At 71.5% G+C, this 17,831-nt stretch carries 11 protein-coding genes; 8 read left to right on the top strand and 3 right to left on the bottom strand.

Features of this window, described 5'->3' with window-relative positions:
• Positions 1-7: 7 nt before the first annotated feature.
• Both ACFZB3_RS43800 and ACFZB3_RS43795 read left to right on the top strand, forming a co-directional pair.
• Positions 8-1,795, top strand: coding sequence for an ABC transporter transmembrane domain-containing protein (locus tag ACFZB3_RS43800; protein ID WP_391387909.1), 1,788 nt, complete (start codon positions 8-10; stop codon positions 1,793-1,795).
• Positions 1,792-3,531: an ABC transporter transmembrane domain-containing protein gene (locus tag ACFZB3_RS43795; RefSeq protein ID WP_391387906.1), complete on the top strand. Its 1,740-nt coding sequence runs from the start codon at positions 1,792-1,794 to the stop codon at positions 3,529-3,531. The genes ACFZB3_RS43800 and ACFZB3_RS43795 overlap by 4 nt, the downstream gene beginning before the upstream one ends.
• 9 nt (positions 3,532-3,540) lie before the next feature.
• On the opposite strand, the gene ACFZB3_RS43790 is transcribed toward ACFZB3_RS43795, so the two are convergent.
• Together ACFZB3_RS43790 and ACFZB3_RS43785 are read right to left on the bottom strand one after the other, a co-directional pair.
• Positions 3,541-3,876: a P-II family nitrogen regulator gene (locus tag ACFZB3_RS43790; protein ID WP_089098676.1), complete on the bottom strand. Its 336-nt coding sequence runs from the start codon at positions 3,874-3,876 to the stop codon at positions 3,541-3,543.
• 55 nt (positions 3,877-3,931) lie between these two features.
• Positions 3,932-5,362 carry an ammonium transporter gene (locus tag ACFZB3_RS43785; protein ID WP_391387904.1) on the bottom strand — a complete coding sequence of 477 codons (1,431 nt, stop codon included), beginning with the start codon at positions 5,360-5,362 and terminating at the stop codon, positions 3,932-3,934.
• A gap of 456 nt (positions 5,363-5,818) precedes the next feature.
• Between ACFZB3_RS43785 and ACFZB3_RS43780 the strand changes: the two genes are divergently transcribed.
• The 3 genes from ACFZB3_RS43780 to ACFZB3_RS43770 all read left to right on the top strand — a co-directional run bounded on the left by ACFZB3_RS43780 (position 5,819) and on the right by ACFZB3_RS43770 (position 10,348).
• Positions 5,819-7,864, top strand: coding sequence for a M4 family metallopeptidase (locus ACFZB3_RS43780; RefSeq protein ID WP_391387902.1), 2,046 nt, complete (start codon positions 5,819-5,821; stop codon positions 7,862-7,864).
• A 250-nt stretch (positions 7,865-8,114) separates the two neighbouring features.
• The gene (locus ACFZB3_RS43775) at positions 8,115-9,761 is read left to right on the top strand and encodes a M4 family metallopeptidase (RefSeq protein ID WP_391387899.1); all 1,647 of its coding nucleotides are present in this window, start codon (positions 8,115-8,117) and stop codon (positions 9,759-9,761) included.
• Between the two features lie 71 nt (positions 9,762-9,832).
• A complete protein-coding gene (locus tag ACFZB3_RS43770; RefSeq protein ID WP_391387897.1) occupies positions 9,833-10,348 on the top strand; it encodes a DUF1990 family protein in 516 nt (171 codons plus the stop codon).
• Between the two features lie 79 nt (positions 10,349-10,427).
• On the opposite strand, the gene ACFZB3_RS43765 is transcribed toward ACFZB3_RS43770, so the two are convergent.
• Positions 10,428-13,052 carry an alpha-glucan family phosphorylase gene (locus ACFZB3_RS43765; protein WP_391387894.1) on the bottom strand — a complete coding sequence of 875 codons (2,625 nt, stop codon included), beginning with the start codon at positions 13,050-13,052 and terminating at the stop codon, positions 10,428-10,430.
• 255 nt (positions 13,053-13,307) lie between these two features.
• Here ACFZB3_RS43765 and ACFZB3_RS43760 point away from each other — a divergent pair, with 255 nt between their 5' ends.
• The 3 genes from ACFZB3_RS43760 to ACFZB3_RS43750 all read left to right on the top strand — a co-directional run.
• Positions 13,308-14,510 carry a S8 family serine peptidase gene (locus ACFZB3_RS43760; RefSeq protein ID WP_391387891.1) on the top strand — a complete coding sequence of 401 codons (1,203 nt, stop codon included), beginning with the start codon at positions 13,308-13,310 and terminating at the stop codon, positions 14,508-14,510.
• Between the two features lie 281 nt (positions 14,511-14,791).
• Positions 14,792-16,846 (top strand): maltotransferase domain-containing protein, encoded by a 2,055-nt coding sequence (locus ACFZB3_RS43755; RefSeq protein WP_391387888.1) that lies wholly within the window; start codon positions 14,792-14,794, stop codon positions 16,844-16,846.
• The coding region (locus ACFZB3_RS43750; RefSeq protein ID WP_391387885.1) for an alpha-amylase family glycosyl hydrolase at positions 16,843-17,831 on the top strand (989 nt) is incomplete at its 3' end. The genes ACFZB3_RS43755 and ACFZB3_RS43750, both read left to right, overlap by 4 nt.

Raw genomic sequence — 17,831 nt, 5'->3', positions numbered from 1 at the left:
GCGCAGGGTGATCGACGCGTACGAGGATCCGGGCACGCCCGACACGCGGGGCGGCTGGTCCTACCTGTGGTGGCTGGTGGCCCGCCAGCCGGGCCGCTCGCTCGCCGGGGCGCTGCTGGCCAGTACCTGGCTGACGCTGATGGCCGCGACGCCGTACATGATGGCCCGGGCCGTGGACGACGGCCTGGTGCCGGGCCGGACGGGGGTGCTGGCCGGCTGGACGGCGGCGATCTTCGTCCTCGGGGCGGTCAACGCCTGGCTCAGCATCATGCGCCACCGCACGATGACCCGGGTGCGGATGGACGCCTACTTCCGCACCGTCAAGGTGCTCGTCGCGCAGACGGTGCGGCTCGGCGCCGAGCTGTCGCGCCGGTCCGACGCCGGGGAGGTCGTGACGATCGGCGTCGGCGACGTGCACACCATCTCCCAGGCGCTGACCGTCGTCGGCCCCGGGGTGGGCGCGGTCGTGGTGTACGCGGTGGTGGCCGGTCTCCTGCTGACGATCTCGCCGCTGCTGACCGTCGTGGTGCTGCTCGGGGTGCCGGTGGTGGCCCTGTTCGCGGGCCCGCTGACCCGGCGGCTGCAGGGCAGGGAGACCGAGTACCGGGAGCGCCAGCGCGTCCTCACCGCCCGGATCGGCGACCTCGCGGGCGGCCTGCGCGTCCTCAACGGCCTCGGCGGCAAGGGCCTGTTCGCGGACGCCTTCCGCCGCGACTCCCAGCACCTGCGCGCCCAGGGCTACCGGGTGGGCGCGATCGCCAGCTGGGTCCAGGCGCTGGGCATGGGCCTGCCGACGGTGTTCCTGGCGGTGGTGACCTGGATCGCCGCCCGGATGGCCGCCCGCGACGAGATCACGGTGGGCCAGCTGGTGTCGGTGTACGGCTATGTCGCGGTCCTGGTGGGCCCGGTGGCCTTCTTCCTCGACATGGGCTACCAGCTCAGCCGGGGCGTGGTGGCCGCCCGCCGGGTCGTCGGCTTCCTGCGCCACGAGCCGCAGCCGGACGAGGGCACCGGGCGGCCCCCGGCCGACCCCGCCGTCCTGCACGACCCGGAGTCCGGGGTACGCGTCCGCCCCGGCGGGCTCACGGCCCTGGTGGGCGCCAGCCCGACCGAGACGGGCACGGTGGTGGACCGCCTGGGCCGCTACACCCGCTCGGACGTGACATGGGGAGGGGTACGCCTGGACGCCGTCCCCCTGCGGGAGGTACGGACCCGAATCCTGGTCGCCGACAACGACGCCGACCTGTTCGCAGGCCCCCTGCTGGAGGTCATCGCCGGAAGCGTCGACGCGCCCCACGGGGGCGCGGGGAGCTGCGCGACCGGCCCCCACCGGCCCGCACCCGCCGTCGCACCCCCCACCGCACCGCCTGACGCGCAAACGACCCAAGCCCTCCACGCGGCCGCAGCCGGCGACATCGTCCAGGCCCTCCCCCACGGCCTCGACTCCCAGATCGACGCCCAGGCCCGCAACCTCTCCGGCGGCCAGCGCCAACGCGTCCGCCTCGCCCGCGCCCTCCTCGCCGACCCCGAGGTCCTCCTCGCCGTGGAACCCACCTCCGCGCTCGACGCCCACACCGAGGCCCTCGTGGCGGAGCGCCTCCGCACCGCCCGGGCCGGCCGCACCACCCTCCTCACCACCACCTCCCCGCTGCTGCTGACCCACGCCGACGAGGTGGTCTTCCTGGTCGACGGCAAGGTCGCCGCGACCGGCACGCACGAGGGGCTGCTGGAGGACGAACCCGGCTACCGCGCCCTCGTGGCCCGGGACACCGAGGACGAGGAGGCCGTACGGTGACGACAGGTCAGCTGCCGGTCGCCGGACGCGCCGAGGTACGCCGGGCCACCCTCCGCCTGGTGCGGGCGGACCGCGGGCCCTTCGCCGCCGCGCTGCTGCTGAACGCGGCGGCGGCCGGCGCCGGCCTCGCCGGCCCCTGGCTGGTGGGCCGGATCGTGGACGAGGTACGGGCCGGGGGCGGGGTCGGCGCCGTGGACCACCTCGCCCGGTGGATCCTGCTCTGCTCCCTCGCCCAGCTGCTGCTCGCCCGCTCCGCCCGCTACCTCGGCCACCGCTTCGGCGAGCGGACGCTGGCCCGCGTCCGCGAGGAGTTCGTGGACCGGGCGCTGGCGCTGCCCGCGTCGGTCGTGGAGCGGGCCGGCACCGGCGACCTGACCGCGCGCGGCACGAGCGACGTGAGCACCGTCGGCACCACGCTGCGGGACGCCGGGCCCGAGCTGCTGGTCTGCACGGTGGAGGCGCTGTTCGTGATGGGCGCGGTGTTCGTCCTCGACCCGATGCTGGCCGCGTTCGGGGTGCTCGGGCTGACCCCGGTCTGGTTCGCGCTGCGCTGGTACCTGCGCCGGGCCCGGGACGGCTACCTCGCCGAGGGCGCGGCCACCTCCGGGGTCGCGGAGATCGTCACGGCGACGGTGACGGGCGCCCGCACGGTGGAGGCGTTCCGGCTCCAGGAGCAGCGGATCACGGCGAGCCGGGACGCCCTGGAGACCAACCGGAAGGCCCGGTTCTACACCCTGTGGCTGCGGACCGTGTTCTTCCCGGCCGTCGAGGTGTCGTACACGGTGCCGGTGGCCGGGGTGCTGCTGGTCGGCGGGCTGCTGCACGCGGGCGTCGGTGTGGTGGTGTCGGCGGCGCTGTATCTGCGGCAGTTCACCGAACCGCTGGACCAGATCCTGATGCGGGTGGAGCAACTCCAGTCCAGCAGCGCCTCGTTCGCCCGGGTGGAGGGGCTGGCGCGGGCCCCGCGGGGGGCGGCGGACGGCGCGGCGCCGGCTCCGGCGGACGACCGGATCGACGTGCGCGGGGTGCGGTACGCCTATGAGCGCGGTGGTGAGGTGCTGCGCGGGGTGGACCTCACGGTGCGGCCCGGGGAGCGGCTCGCGGTGGTGGGGCCGTCCGGCGCCGGGAAGACGACGCTGAGCCGGCTGCTGGCGGGCGTCGAGGCGCCCGGGTCGGGCACGGTGACCGTGGGCGGGGTGCCGATCGCCGGTCTGGAACCGGAGCGGCTGCGGCGCCAGGTCGTCCTGGTCACCCAGGAGCACCACGTCTTCCTCGGCACGGTCCGGGACAACCTGCTGATCGCCGAACCGGCCGCGGCCGACGCCGACCTGTGGGCGGCGCTGACCGCCGTCGGCGCCGACGACTGGGTGCGCGGCCTGCCCGACGGCCTCGACACCCCGCTCGGCGCGGACGGCGCGGCCGCCGACGGCTCCCGGGCGCAGCAGCTCGCGCTGGCCCGGGTGGTGCTGGCGGACCCGCACACGCTGATCCTGGACGAGGCGACCGCGCTGCTGGACCCGGCGACCGCCCGGCACACCGAGCGCGCCCTGGCCGCCGTACTCGAAGGCCGTACGGTCATCGCCATCGCCCACCGGCTGCACACCGCGCACGACGCCGACCGGGTGGCCGTGATGGAGGACGGCCTCCTCACCGAACTCGGCACGCACGAGGAGCTGGTGGCGGCGGGCGGGGCGTACGCGGCCCTGTGGGCGACCTGGCACGGCGCCCCCTCCTGAGGTCCCTCCTCACAGAGCGTCCGGTCCCCGCTCCCGCGTCCGGATGCGGACCACCTCCTCCACCGGCGTCACCCACACCGTCCCGCCGCCCGTGCCGCGGCCGCCCGCGGCACGGATGACGCGGACCAGGTCGGCGGCGTCGAAGTCGAGGGTGAGGATGTCGAGGCGGAGCTGCGGGCTCAGGTCCACCCGGTACTCGGTGCCCCGGTAGATCTCCACCCGGACCCGGCGTGGCGTGTACGCCTGGACCTCGGTCACGGTCACGCCCCGCACCCCGAAGGACTGGAGCGCCTTCATCACGTCGGGGACGCGGTGCGGGGGGAGGACCGCGGTGATCAGCTTCACCGAAACCCCTTCGCCTGGCGGCTGCTACGGCTTGCGGACCCCGGCTCCCGCCGTCTCAGCCGGAGTCCGGCTCACGCTCCCTCTCCGGTGCCGGTGCGGCGGCGCTCGCCGCGGCCACCCCCACCGGCTCGGCCCCGGCCGCCGTCGCGGTCTCCGCCGGGTAGGCCTCCTCGTCGTGGACGGCGAGGTCGCCGCTCTCCAGGACGGCGTCCGGCGCCCGGAGTTTCACGAACAGGCCGATGGCCCGGAGGATCAGGAAGGTCATCACCGCGTCGTAGACGATGACCGTGCCGGCCGCGCCCGCCTGCTTCCACAGCTGGTCGAGGTTGCCGTAGAGCCAGCCGCTGGTGGACCAGGCGGTGGAGCCGTCCTTGTTGAGGTACACGGCCATCGCCGGGTCGGCGAAGATGCCGACGAGCATGCCGCCGGCCAGGCCCGCGATGCCGTGGGTGTAGACGACGCCGAGCGCGTCGTCGACCTTCGAGAACGGCTTGATCCTCGGCAGGTAGGTCCAGGCGAGCCAGACGAGCGACGACGAGATGACGCCGATGTAGATCGCGCCGATCCCGGTGACGAACCCGGCCGCCGGGGTGATGGCGACCAGGCCGACGATCATGCCGTTGACCGCGCCGAGGAAGGTCGGCTTGCGCTGTGGTCCGGCGAGCATGTCCCACAGGACCCAGACCAGCAGGGCGACGGCCGTGCAGAGGTTGGTGTTGAGGACGGCGGCGGCCGCGTTGTGGCCGCCGAAGTACATGTCGCCGCCGTTGAAGCCGTTCCAGCCGAGCCAGAGGATGCCGGCGCCGACCGCGACCATGGGCAGGTTGTTGGGGACGCCGTGCGCGCGGTCCTTGGCGAGGCGGGGGCCGATCACGGCGGCGGCCACGAACCCGGAGGTGCCGGCGGCGAGGTGGATGACGTATCCGCCGGAGTAGTCGAGGGCACCCTGGCCGGCCCACCAGCCGCCGCCCCACAGCAGGAAGGCGTTGACGGTGTAGACCAGGGTGGACCAGAGCGGGACGAAGAGCAGCCAGGCGCGGATGTTCATGCGGCCGATGACGCTGCCCATGAAGAGCAGCGGGGTGATCGCCGCGAAGGCGAAGTGGAAGTAGGCGAGTGTGGACTGCGGGAAGTGGAAGCTCGGCATCAGGTCGTTGCCGTTGACGAGCGGGATGTAGGCCTGCTGCTGTTCGCCCGCCGAGCCGATGATGGTGCCCGGCCGGCCGACGAACGCGCCGAGGATGCCGGGCCAGTGTGCGTTCAGGGGCTCCCCGAAGCCCATCTTGAACTCCCACAGCACCCAGCCCACCAGCACCAGCGAGAAGCCGGTGAAGGCCATGAACATGGTGTTCACGACCCACTTGCGCTGGACCAGGCCGCCGTAAAGAATCGCGATGCCGGGAATGCTCATGAGCCCGACCAGGGTCGCGGCGACGAGCTGCCAGGCGTTGTCCCCGGCGTCCAGCCAACTCGGATACGGAATCACTGCACCGTCAACTCCCCTCCTGGGAGCGGCGGTCCGGCAGACCGCCGAATTGCACGGCAGGATCCGCCCGCTGGTGTTGCTCCGTGGTTCCGGGGGCATGTCGCGCCCGCAAACTTCCCCTCACATACCGGGCTTTTCCCTCGGACTTACGAGGGCTTTACGCCGCCCCTGCTCCGACCGCGCCGGCCAACAGTCCGCATACCGAACCTGAACATCCGGTCAACGAACGATTTCCGGCCAAGTTTCTGACGCGGTCCTGACAGGTGGCGTTTTCTGCTGCCACTCTTCCCACGGCCGACTCACAGCAACCCCACAGCTCCACCACGCCGCTGCTGTCGGGTCGGGTACTGCACGCGCACACGGTTCCGCGTTCCGCCCAGTTCTGCCCGGCCGGCCCACCCGCCGTCCGGATCTCCCCTGGCCGTGCGACCCGCGGCCACGCAGAAGGAGTCAGTGTTGAGAAGCAGTTCCTCTCGCAGACGCACCCCCCACAGCACGTACCGCCGTACCGCAGCAGTGGCCCTCGCGGGCGTCACCGCCCTGATCGCCGCGGCCGTCCAGTCGGGCGCCGCCAGCGCCGCCCCGGCCGCCCCGCAGCTCGGCCGGGTCAACCCGGCCCACGCGGCGGTCAAGCTCTCCCCCTCGCAGCGCGCGGAACTGCTCCGCGACGCGAGCGGCGAGCGGGCCGCCACCGCCAAGGCGATAGGCCTCGGCACCCAGGAGAAGCTGGTCGTCAAGGACGTCGTGAAGGACGCCGACGGCACCCTGCACACCCGCTACGAGCGCACCTACGCGGGCCTGCCGGTGCTCGGCGGCGACCTGGTCGTGGACACCGCGAAGTCGGGCGCCACCGAGCGGGTCATCAAGGCGAACAACGCCACGCTGAAGGTCGCCGACCTCACCCCGGCGAAGACCGCGGCGAGCGCCGAGAAGACCGCCCTGACCGCCGCGAGGACGCTGGGCTCCACCAAGTCCGCGGCCGACGGCGCCCGCAAGGTCATCTGGGCCGGCTCGGGCAAGCCCGTCCTCGCCTACGAGACGATCGTCGGCGGCTTCCAGGACGACGGCACGCCGAACCAGCTGCACGTCATCACCGACGCCGCCACGGGCAAGAAGCTCTTCCAGTACCAGGGCATCGAGAACGTCACCGGCACCGGCAACACCCAGTACAGCGGGACGGTGTCGCTGTCGACGACCCAGTCGGGCTCGACGTACAACCTGACCGACGGCGACCGCGGCGGCCACAAGACGTACAACCTGAACCACGGCACCTCGGGCACCGGCACGCTGTTCTCGCAGTCGAGCAACACCTGGGGCAACGGCACCACGTCGAACGCCGCCACCGCGGGTGCCGACGCGCACTACGGGGCCGCCGAGACCTGGGACTTCTACAAGAACACCTTCGGGCGCAGCGGCATCAAGAACAACGGCGTCGGCGCCTACTCCCGCGTCCACTACGGCAACTCGTACGTGAACGCGTTCTGGGACGACGGCTGCTTCTGCATGACCTACGGCGACGGCTCCGGCAACGCCGACCCGCTGACCGCCCTCGACGTGGCCGGCCACGAGATGAGCCACGGCGTCACGTCGAACACGGCCGGCCTCAACTACAGCGGCGAGTCGGGCGGCCTGAACGAGGCCACCTCCGACATCTTCGGCACCGGTGTGGAGTTCTACGCGGCCAACTCCTCCGACGTCGGCGACTACCTCATCGGCGAGAAGATCGACATCAACGGCGACGGCACCCCGCTGCGCTACATGGACAAGCCCAGCAAGGACGGCGGTTCCGCCGACTACTGGTCCTCGTCCGTCGGCGGCCTCGACGTGCACTACTCGTCCGGTGTCGCGAACCACTTCTTCTACCTGCTGAGCGAGGGCAGCGGCGCCAAGGTCATCAACGGCGTCAGCTACAACTCGCCCACCAAGGACGGCCTTCCGAACACCGGCATCGGCCGCGACAAGGCCCTCCAGATCTGGTACCGGGCGCTCACCACCAAGTTCACCTCGACCACCAACTACGCGGCGGCCCGCACCGGCACCCTCGCGGCGGCGGGTGAGCTGTACGGCACCACCAGCACCGAGTACAAGGCGGTGCAGGACGCGTGGGCGGCCGTGGCGGTCGGGGCGCGCTCCGGTGGCGGCGGCGGTACGGGCACCTCGTACGAGAGCACCACGGCCGTGTCGATCCCGGACAACGGGCCCGCGGTCACCTCGTCGATCACGGTCTCCGGCCGGACCGGGAACGCGCCGAGCAACTTGCAGGTAACGCCGAATATCAGCCACACGTGGCGCGGCGATCTGGTGATCGACCTCGTCGGCCCGTCCGGGACGTCGTACCGCCTGAAGAACTTCAGCTCCTCCGACTCGGCGGACAACGTGACGGACACCTACACGGTGAACGCCTCGTCGGAATCGGCCAATGGCACCTGGAAACTCAAGGTCCAGGACCAGGCCGCACAGGACGTCGGCACCATCAACGGGTGGAAGCTGACCTTCCCGTAACCGCAGGTAACAACCGCGCGCTCCGGGCGCCGTCCGCAGGGGTCCTCCCCTCGGGCGGCGCCCGTTTTACATGCCCGCAACGTTCACCCAACACCTGCTTTTCGGCCAACATCACTTCAGGGTCCTGACATGTACGCGACCTTGATGTCACTCTTCCTTCACCCGTCGCACAGCACAGCAACTTCACACCCCACAGCCGGGCAGGCAACCCCATTCCAGCCCGGACTCCCCACATCCTGAAGGAGCTTGAGTGAGCCCCCTCTACGCGCGTCACAAGCGCACCACGCTGGCCATCGCCACCGCTGTCGCCGCCGGCGCCCTGCTCACCACGGGTATGACCGCGAACGCCTCGGCCGTCGACAAGAAGCCGCTGGCCGCCGCCCCCACGCTGCTCTCCAACTCCGCCCGCACCGCCCTGATCCAGAAGGCGGACGCGAACGTCGCCGAGACGGCCCGGCAGATAGGCCTCGGCACCAAGGAGAAGCTGGTCGTCAAGGACGTCGTGAAGGACGTCGACGGCACGGTCCACACGCGCTACGAGCGCACCTACGCGGGCCTGCCCGTCCTCGGCGGCGACATCGTCGTGCACACCTCGAAGGCCGGCAAGACCGAGGGCGTCACCAAGGCGACCAAGGCGACCATCAAGGTGGCTTCGCTCAAGCCGCAGGTCACCGCCGCCAAGGCCGAGAAGACCGCGCTCACCGCGGCGAAGACCCTCGGCTCCACCAAGCAGGCCGCCGACGGCGCCCGCAAGGTGATCTGGGCCGGCTCGGGCACCCCCGTCCTCGCCTACGAGACCGTCGTCGGCGGCTTCCAGGACGACGGCACCCCGAACAAGCTGCACGTCATCACCGACGCGGCCACCGGCAAGAAGCTCTTCGAGTACCAGGGCGTCGAGAACGCCACCGGCACCGGCAAGACCCTGTACTCCGGCACGGTCAGCCTCACCACCTCGCTGTCGGGCTCGACGTACTCGCTGACCGACGCCTCCCGCGGCAGCCACAAGACGTACAACCTGAAGCACACCACCAGCTCCGGCACCGGCACCCTGTTCACCAACACCACCAACACGTGGGGCACCGGCACCGCATCCAGCTCCACCACCGACGTCACCGCGGCCGCCGACGCCGCCTACGGCGCGCAGGAGACCTGGGACTTCTACAAGAACACCTTCGGCCGCAGCGGCATCAAGAACGACGGTGTCGGCGCCTACTCCCGCGTCCACTACGGCAGCTCGTACGTCAACGCGTTCTGGGACGACGACTGCTTCTGCATGACCTACGGCGACGGCTCCAGCAACACCCACCCGCTGACCTCGCTGGACGTGGCCGGCCACGAGATGAGCCACGGCGTCACCGCCAACACCGCGGGCCTCAACTACAGCGGCGAGTCCGGCGGCCTCAACGAGGCCACCTCCGACATCTTCGGCACCGGCGTCGAGTTCTACGCGGCCAACGCCTCCGACCCCGGTGACTACCTCATCGGCGAGAAGATCAACATCAACGGCGACGGCACCCCGCTGCGCTACATGGACCAGCCCAGCAAGGACGGCGGCTCCGCCAACTACTGGTCCTCCTCGGTCGGCAACCTGGACGTGCACTACTCGTCCGGCGTCGCGAACCACTTCTTCTACCTCCTCTCGGAGGGCAGCGGTTCGAAGACGATCAACGGGGTGTCGTACAACTCCCCGACGTACAACGGCTCCACGGTCACCGGCATCGGCCGGGACAAGGCGCTGCAGATCTGGTACAAGGCGCTGACGACGTACTTCACGTCGACCACCAACTACAAGTCGGCCCGCACCGGCACGCTGTCCGCGGCGGCCGCGCTGTACGGCTCCGGCTCCACCGAGTACAACGCGGTGGCGGCGGCCTGGACGGCGGTCAACGTCAGCTGACCCCGCCCCCAGCGCTGTGGGCGGGCCCCCGGGGAGAAGTCGTCCCGGGGGCCCGCCCTACGCTCTCTCCCATGTCCTTCACGTACGAGGCGGTCGGCGCCACCCGGGAGAACCTCGCCGCCTGCCCACCGGGCTTCCACCCGCTGCACGTGCGCACGCGCATAGGCGAGGGCCAGGAAGTCTTCCACCGGGCCGCCGAGGCGGTCCTCACCTGGGAACTCCACCGCGCCCTGGGCGTGGGCATCGACGCCGCCGCCGACCGCGCGGCCCCCGGCGTCGACGTCACCGTCACCCTGGCCGGCCTGATCAAGGCCCCCTGCCGGATCGTCTGGACGGCCGAGGAGTCCCGCCGCGCCGGCTGGGCCTACGGCACCCTCGCCGGCCACCCCGAGAGCGGCGAGGAGGCCTTCGTCGTCGACCGCACCGGCGACGGCACGGTCTGGCTCACGGTCGCGGCCTTCAGCAGACCCGCCAAGTGGTACGCCCGCGCGGGCGGCGCCGCGACCCGGGGGCTGCAGCAGGCGTACGCCCGCAGGTGCGGGACGGTACTGCGCCGCCTCTGCGCGGATCCGGCGCCGGAGTTCTGACGCGACTCCGACGGCAGACTCCTGACGGACGGACGTGAGGGCGAGCGGAGACCACCCGCCCTCGGGACCTCGCAGGGCCTCAGCGCATCAGCACCCCGGCCCCCGTGACCGCCCCCTCCGCGGGCACCACCACCAGCCCCAGTTCCGCGCCGGACGCCAGCAGGCGGTGGGTGGGGAGGATGCGGACCGTGTAGCCGTAGGGGCCGGTGCGGTCCAGGGAGAGGGGGCCCTCGTAGGTCCAGTGGCCCTCCAGGTCCGGGCCGGAGATCGGCTTCAGGGGGACCGTCGCCGCGTCCGTGATGCGGTCCTCCGGGTCGACGCGGCCGGAGACGGCCTGGACCTCCACGTCGTCGGGGGCGAGGTCGCCGAGTCGGACGCGGACGCGCAGCGCGAGGGTGGTGCCGAGTTCGGCGGTGGCCGTCACGGTGGCCGTCTCGACGTGGTCCACCGAGACGCCGTGCCAGGCCGCCCGCACCCTGCCCTTCCAGACGGACAGTTCACGGGCCGTGTCCGGGGTCATGGACCGGTGGGCGTGGGCCGCCGGGGTGTAGAGGCGCTCCACGTACTCCCGGACCATGCGGCCCGCCAGCACCTTGGGGCCGAGGAGGGTGAGGGTCTGGCGGACCATCTCGATCCAGCGGTCGGGCAGTCCGGTGCGGCCCCGCTCGTAGAAGCGCGGGGTGACCCGCTGTTCGAGGAGGTCGTACAGGGCGGCGGCCTCGATGTCGTCCCGGCGGTCGGGATCGGTGCCGGCGCCGTCCGCCGTCGGGATCGCCCAGCCGAAGTCCGGCTGGAACCATTCGTCCCACCAGCCGTCCAGGACGGAGAGGTTGAGGCCGCCGTTGAGCGCCGCCTTCATCCCGCTCGTCCCGCACGCCTCCAGGGGGCGGAGGGGGTTGTTGAGCCAGATGTCGCAGCCGGGCAGGAGCTTCTGCGCCATCGCCATCCCGTAGTCGGGCAGGAAGACGAGCCGCTGCCGGACCCGCGGGTCGTCGGCGAACCGGACCAGTTCCTGCACCAGCCGCTTGCCGCCGTCGTCGGCAGGGTGCGCCTTTCCGGCCACGACGATCTGGATCGGGTGGTCCGGGTGGGTCAGCAGGTCCATCAGCCGGTCGCGGTCGCGCAGCATGAGCGTGAGGCGTTTGTACGAGGGGACGCGCCGGGCGAACCCGATGGTGAGCACGTCGGGGTCGAGGGCGCCGTCGATCCAGCCCAGCTCGGCGGTACCGGCGCCGCGTTGCCGCCAGGACGCCCGCAGCCGCTCCCGCACCTCCAGCACCAGCTGCTCCCGCAGACCGCGGCGCAGTTCCCAGATCTCCTCGTCGGCGACGGAGGCGACCGCGTCCCAGCGCTCCGGGCCGCCGACGGTCAGCGCCTCCTCGGTACGGCGGTCGCCCAGCTGCCGGGCGCCCAGCCGGACCACCTCCGGGGCCACCCAGGTCGGGGCGTGCACGCCGTTCGTCACGGAGGTGATCGGCACCTCGTCGGGGTCGAATCCCGGCCACAGCCCGGAGAACATCTCCCGGCTGACGTTGCCGTGCAGCAGCGAGACCCCGTTGGCGCGCTGGGCGAGCCGCAGCCCCATGACGGCCATGTTGAACAGGTTGGGCTCGCCGCCCGGGTAGGTCTCCATGCCGAGCCGCAGGATGTGCTCGACCCCGATCCCGGGGAGTTCGGCGTCGGCACCGAAGTGGTGGGCGACCAGCTCGCGGTCGAAGCGGTCGATGCCGGCCGGGACGGGCGTGTGGGTCGTGAAGACCGTGCCGGCCCGGACCGCTTCCAGCGCCGCGTCGAAGTCGAGCCCGGCCGCGACCAGTTCGGCGATCCGCTCCAGGCCCAGGAAGCCGGCGTGGCCCTCGTTGGTGTGGAACACCTCCGGTTCGGGGTGGCCGGTCAGCCTGCAGTACGTCCGTACGGCCCGCACGCCCCCTATCCCGAGCAGCATCTCCTGGAGCAGCCGGTGCTCGCTGCCGCCGCCGTAGAGCCGGTCGGTGACCCCGCGTTCACCGACGTCGTTCTCCTCGACGTCCGAGTCCAGCATCAGCAACGGCACCCTGCCGACCTGGGCCAGCCAGATCCGGGCGCGCAGCAGTCTGCCGCCGGGCAGCGCGAGGGAGACGTGCGCCGGGGTGCCGTCGGCCTCCTTCAGCAGGGCCACGGGGAGTTCGTTGGGGTCGAGGACGGGATAGTGCTCCTGCTGCCAGCCGTCCCGGGACAGGGTCTGCCGGAAGTAGCCGTGCCGGTAGAGCAGGCCGACGCCGATCAGCGGGACGCCGAGGTCGCTGGCCGACTTGAGGTGGTCGCCGGCCAGGATGCCGAGGCCGCCGGAGTACTGCGGCAGGGCGGCCGTGATGCCGAACTCGGGTGAGAAGTAGGCGACGGCGGCCGGGAGTTCGGCCGACTGCGGCCGGGTCTGGTACCAGCGGTCGCCGGTCACGTAGTCGCCCAGGTCGTCGGCGACCGCGGTCAGCCGGCGCAGGAAACGGCGGTCACCGGCCAGTTCGGCGAGGCGTGCCGGCGGCACACTGCCGAGCAGCCGCACCGGGTCGCCCTCCGAGGCGGCCCAGCGCTCGGGGTCGACGGCCTGGAAGAGGTCACGTGTCTCGGCGTGCCAGGACCAGCGCAGGTTCCGGGCCAGGTCGCTGAGGGGGCGGAGGGGTTCGGGGAGAACGGGACGGACGGTGAACCGACGGATCGCCTTCACATTCCACCTCGTGCAGTTCGCAAGGGGAGCCGTACAACCCTGTGCGGCTCGGCGTCTGTCCGACAGTACCGGTGCGGGGGTGCCACTGGGGGCTGCCGCCCCCAGACCCCCGCTTCGGCCTGAACGGCCTCGTCCTCGGACGCCGGACGGGCTGGGACGTGGTGCGGACCGGCCGTCGTCCCCCGGTGCCTTCTTGTCGGCTTTCGTCCTGTACGAGACCCTGCCTCCCTGAGCTGAGGAGGGGGACTCACAGCCATGGGACGGACGTGTAGCCGGCGGCTGCGTCTGGTGGGGGGCTTGACCGCGGTCGTGACGGCCGCGGTGCTGTCGACGGCCACCCTGCCCGCGCACGCCGTAGCGGAGGGGACCATCGTCGGCGCCGGCCGGGCCGGAGCGGTCGGCGGGAGTTATCTGGTGACGTTCAAGGAGGGGATCGAGGGGGCGTCGGCGGCCGGAAGAGAGGTCGCCACCCGGTACGGGGCGAAAATTAGCCATACTTACGGCACCGTGCTGAACGGCTACGCCGTCGCGGCAAGCGCTGCACAGGCCGGACGGCTCGCCGCGGACACCCGGGTCGCCTCCGTCGTCCAGGACAGCCGGGTCCGGCTGACGCGCACCCAGCGGAACCCGCCGTCCTGGGGCCTGGACCGCGTCGACCAGGCGGGACTCCCGCTGAACGGGTCGTACACCTCGCCGGGGTCGGCGGGCGCGGGTGTCACCGTGTACGTGATCGACACCGGTGTCCGCATCACGCACACCGACTTCGGCGGACGCGCGAGCTACGGCTGGGACTTCGTCGGGAACGACGGGTCCGCCGGCGACGGCAACGGGCACGGCACCCACGTCGCCGGCATCATCGCCGGCACCAGGTACGGCGTCGCCAAGAGGGCCCGGGTGGTCTCCGTGCGGGTCCTGGACGACACCGGGTCGGGCACCACCGCCCAGGTCATCGCCGGTGTCGACTGGGTCACCGCGCACGCCCGCAGACCGGCGGTCGCCAACCTCAGCCTGGGCGGCTACCACAGCGCCCAACTGGACACCGCCGTACGGAACTCGATGAAGGCCGGCGTGACCTACACGGTCGCCGCCGGCAACGACGGCCTGCCCGCCGCCCGTTACTCACCGGCCGACGTGCCGCAGGCCCTCACCGTCGGCGCCACCGACCGCACCGACACCCGCCCGGGCTTCTCCGACTACGGTCCGGCCGTCGACCTGTTCGCCCCGGGCGTGGCGATCACCTCGGACTCGAACGCGAGCGACACCGCGCGGGCGACCTACTCCGGTACCTCGATGGCGGCACCCCACGTGGCGGGCGCCGCCGCCCTCTATCTCGCCGGGCACCGCGGGGCCACCCCCGCCCAGGTCGCCAGGGCCCTGATTGCGCGGGCGGCGAGCGGGAAGGTGTCCGGTGCGGGGCCCGGGTCGCCGAACAGGCTCCTGCGGGTACCGGAGTCGTAGTCGTAGGGCGGTTCACCGGAGTCGTAAAGCGGTTTCTGGTATGCGATCACGCCACCGGCCCCGTTCGCCGTGAACGGGGCCGGTCTTGTGCGTAGACATACGGCTGAGTAGTTAACAAAGTGCCGGATTGCCCACCCGAATAGGGTGGGAAGGCTCCTCCGGTACACCCCACAGACACAGCACTGACACCAGACAGCGGTACAACACCAGGTACACCCCGCAGGACCCACCTCCCCACCACCCATCCGCCCACACCCTCGTTGTCGCGGACAGGAGCGGTCATGCCCGCCACGCACCAGCCGTCAGCACCTCCGACCCGGCGCACGTCACCCGGCGCGCCACCCCCCGCGGACGAGGCCACCGCCGTCGGCCGCATACCCGTCCTCGACGTCCGCCCGCTGGTCCAGCAGGGACGCCGGCCCGCCAAGGCGGTCACCGGGGAGTCGTTCGAGGTCACCGCCACCGTCTTCCGCGAGGGCCATGACGCCGTCGCCGCCAACGTCGTCCTGAAGGACCCGAAGGGCCGACCGGGTCCCTGGACCCCGATGCGGGAACTGGCCCCCGGCACCGACCGCTGGGGCGCCACCGTCACCGCCGACGGGAAACCGGGCCGCTGGACCTACCAGGTCGAGGCATGGGGAGATCCGGTCGCCACCTGGCGCCACCACGCGAAGATCAAGATACCCGCGGGCATCGACACCGAACTGGTCCTGGAGGAGGGCGCCCGGCTCCACGAACGGGCCGCCGCCGGGGTCCCGAAGGCAAAAAAACGGGAAATCCTGCTGACCGCGGCCGCCGCCCTCCGCGACGAGGAACGGCCCGCCCCCTGGCGCCTGGCCGCCGCCCTCACGCCCGAGGTCGACAAGATCCTGGCGCGGTATCCGCTGCGGGAGCTGGTGACGGCTTCGGAGCCGCTGCCGCTGCTGGTGGAGCGTGAACGGGCCCTGTACGGCTCCTGGTACGAGTTCTTCCCCCGCTCGGAGGGGACACCGCAGCGCCCGCACGGCACGTTCCGGACAGCCGCCCGCCGCCTCCCGGAGATCGCCGGGATGGGCTTCGACGTCGTCTACCTCCCCCCGATCCACCCCATCGGGACCACCTTCCGCAAGGGCCGCAACAACACCCTCACCCCGACTCCCGAGGACGTCGGCGTGCCGTGGGCGATCGGGTCCCCCGAGGGCGGCCACGACGCCGTGCATCCGGACCTGGGCACGGTCGAGGACTTCCGGTGGTTCGTGGCCGAGGCCGGCCGCCACGGCCTGGAGATCGCCCTGGACTTCGCGCTGCAGTGCTCGCCCGACCACCCCTGGGTGGAGAAGCACCCCGAGTGGTTCCACCACCGCCCGGACGGCACCATCGCCTACGCCGAGAACCCGCCCAAGAAGTACCAGGACATCTACCCGATCGCCTTCGACGCCGACCTGGACGGGCTGGTCGCCGAGACCGTGCGGGTGCTGCGGCACTGGATGGAGTGCGGGGTGCGGATCTTCCGCGTCGACAACCCCCACACCAAACCGGTCGTCTTCTGGGAGCGGGTGATCGCCGAGATCAACGCGGCCGACCCGGACGTGATCTTCCTGGCCGAGGCGTTCACCCGGCCCGCGATGATGCGCACCCTGGCCCAGACCGGCTTCCAGCAGTCCTACACGTACTTCACCTGGCGCACCACCAAGCAGGAACTCACCGAGTACCTCACCGAGCTGTCGGGCGAGTCCGCGGCGTGGATGCGGCCGAACTTCTTCGCCAACACCCCGGACATCCTGCACGCCTACCTCCAGCACGGCCACCGGCCCGCCTTCGAGGCCCGGGCCGTCCTGGCCGCCACCCTCTCCCCCACCTGGGGCATCTACAGCGGCTACGAACTCTGCGAGAACACCCCGCTGAAGGAGGGCAGCGAGGAGTACCTGGACTCGGAGAAGTACCAGCTCAAACCCCGCGACTGGACCCGCGCCGACACCGACGGCATCGCCCCCCTCATCACCCGCCTCAACACAATCCGGCGGGAGAACCCGGCCCTGCGGCAGCTGCGCGACCTCCACTTCCACCACGCCGACCAGGACGCGGTGATCGCCTACAGCAAGCGGAGCGGATCGAACACGGTTCTGGTGGTCGTGAACCTCGACCCCCACCACACCCAGGAGGCCACGGTCTCGTTGGACATGCCGCAACTCGGCCTGAACTGGCACGAGTCGGTGCCGGTGCGCGACGAGCTCACCGGCGAAACCTACAACTGGGGCAGGGCCAACTATGTGCGCCTGGAACCGGGTCACCGGGCCGCGCACATCCTCACCGTCCTGCGACCGTCCCCGCGGATCGGAGGGTCACCCATACAATGATCGTCAACGAACCCGTCCCGGACACCTTCGAGGACACACCTGCCAGGGACCGGGACCCGGACTGGTTCAAGCGCGCCGTCTTCTACGAGGTCCTGGTCCGCTCGTTCCAGGACAGCGACGGCGACGGCATCGGCGACCTCAAGGGCCTGACCGCGAAACTCGACTACCTGCAGTGGCTCGGCGTCGACTGCCTCTGGCTGCCGCCCTTCTTCAAGTCCCCACTGCGGGACGGCGGTTACGACGTCTCCGACTACACCGCCGTCCTCCCCGAGTTCGGCGACCTCGCCGACTTCGTGGAGTTCGTCGACGCCGCCCACCAACGCGGCATGCGCGTCATCATCGACTTCGTCATGAACCACACCAGCGACCAGCACCCGTGGTTCCAGGAGTCCCGCAAGGACCCCGACGGCCCCTACGGCGACTACTACGTCTGGGCGGACGACGACAAGCAGTACCAGGACGCGCGGATCATCTTCGTCGACACCGAGGTCTCCAACTGGACCTACGACCCGGTCCGCAAGCAGTACTACTGGCACCGGTTCTTCTCGCACCAGCCGGACCTCAACTACGAGAACCCGGCCGTCCAGGAGGAGATCCTCTCCGCGCTCCGGTTCTGGCTGGACCTGGGCATCGACGGGTTCCGGCTGGACGCGGTGCCGTACCTCTACCAGCGTGAGGGCACCAACTGCGAGAACCTGCCCGCGACCCACGACTTCCTGAAGCGGGTGCGCAAGGAGATCGACACGCAGTATCCGGACACGGTGCTGCTGGCCGAGGCGAACCAGTGGCCCGAGGACGTCGTCGACTACTTCGGCGACTACCGCAGCGGCGGGGACGAGTGCCACATGGCGTTCCACTTCCCCGTCATGCCGCGGATCTTCATGGCGGTACGCCGGGAATCCCGCTACCCCGTCTCGGAAATCCTCGCCAAGACCCCCGCCATCCCCTCCGGCTGCCAGTGGGGCATCTTCCTGCGCAACCACGA

Origin of the sequence: Streptomyces sp. NPDC008092 (assembly GCF_042957285.1) — a bacterium.
GTDB lineage: Bacteria > Actinomycetota > Actinomycetes > Streptomycetales > Streptomycetaceae > Streptomyces.
The sequence above is the reverse complement of the archived record's forward strand: the minus strand, read 5'-3'. Positions and strand labels throughout refer to the sequence as shown.

Excerpts from the sequence above, each read along its gene's own strand:
- ACFZB3_RS43755 (WP_391387888.1), top strand. The coding sequence starts at position 14,792 with ATGCCCGCCACGCACCAGCCGTCAGCACCTCCGACCCGGCGCACGTCA.
- ACFZB3_RS43760 (WP_391387891.1), top strand. The coding sequence starts at position 13,308 with ATGGGACGGACGTGTAGCCGGCGGCTGCGTCTGGTGGGGGGCTTGACC.
- ACFZB3_RS43770 (WP_391387897.1), top strand. The coding sequence starts at position 9,833 with ATGTCCTTCACGTACGAGGCGGTCGGCGCCACCCGGGAGAACCTCGCC.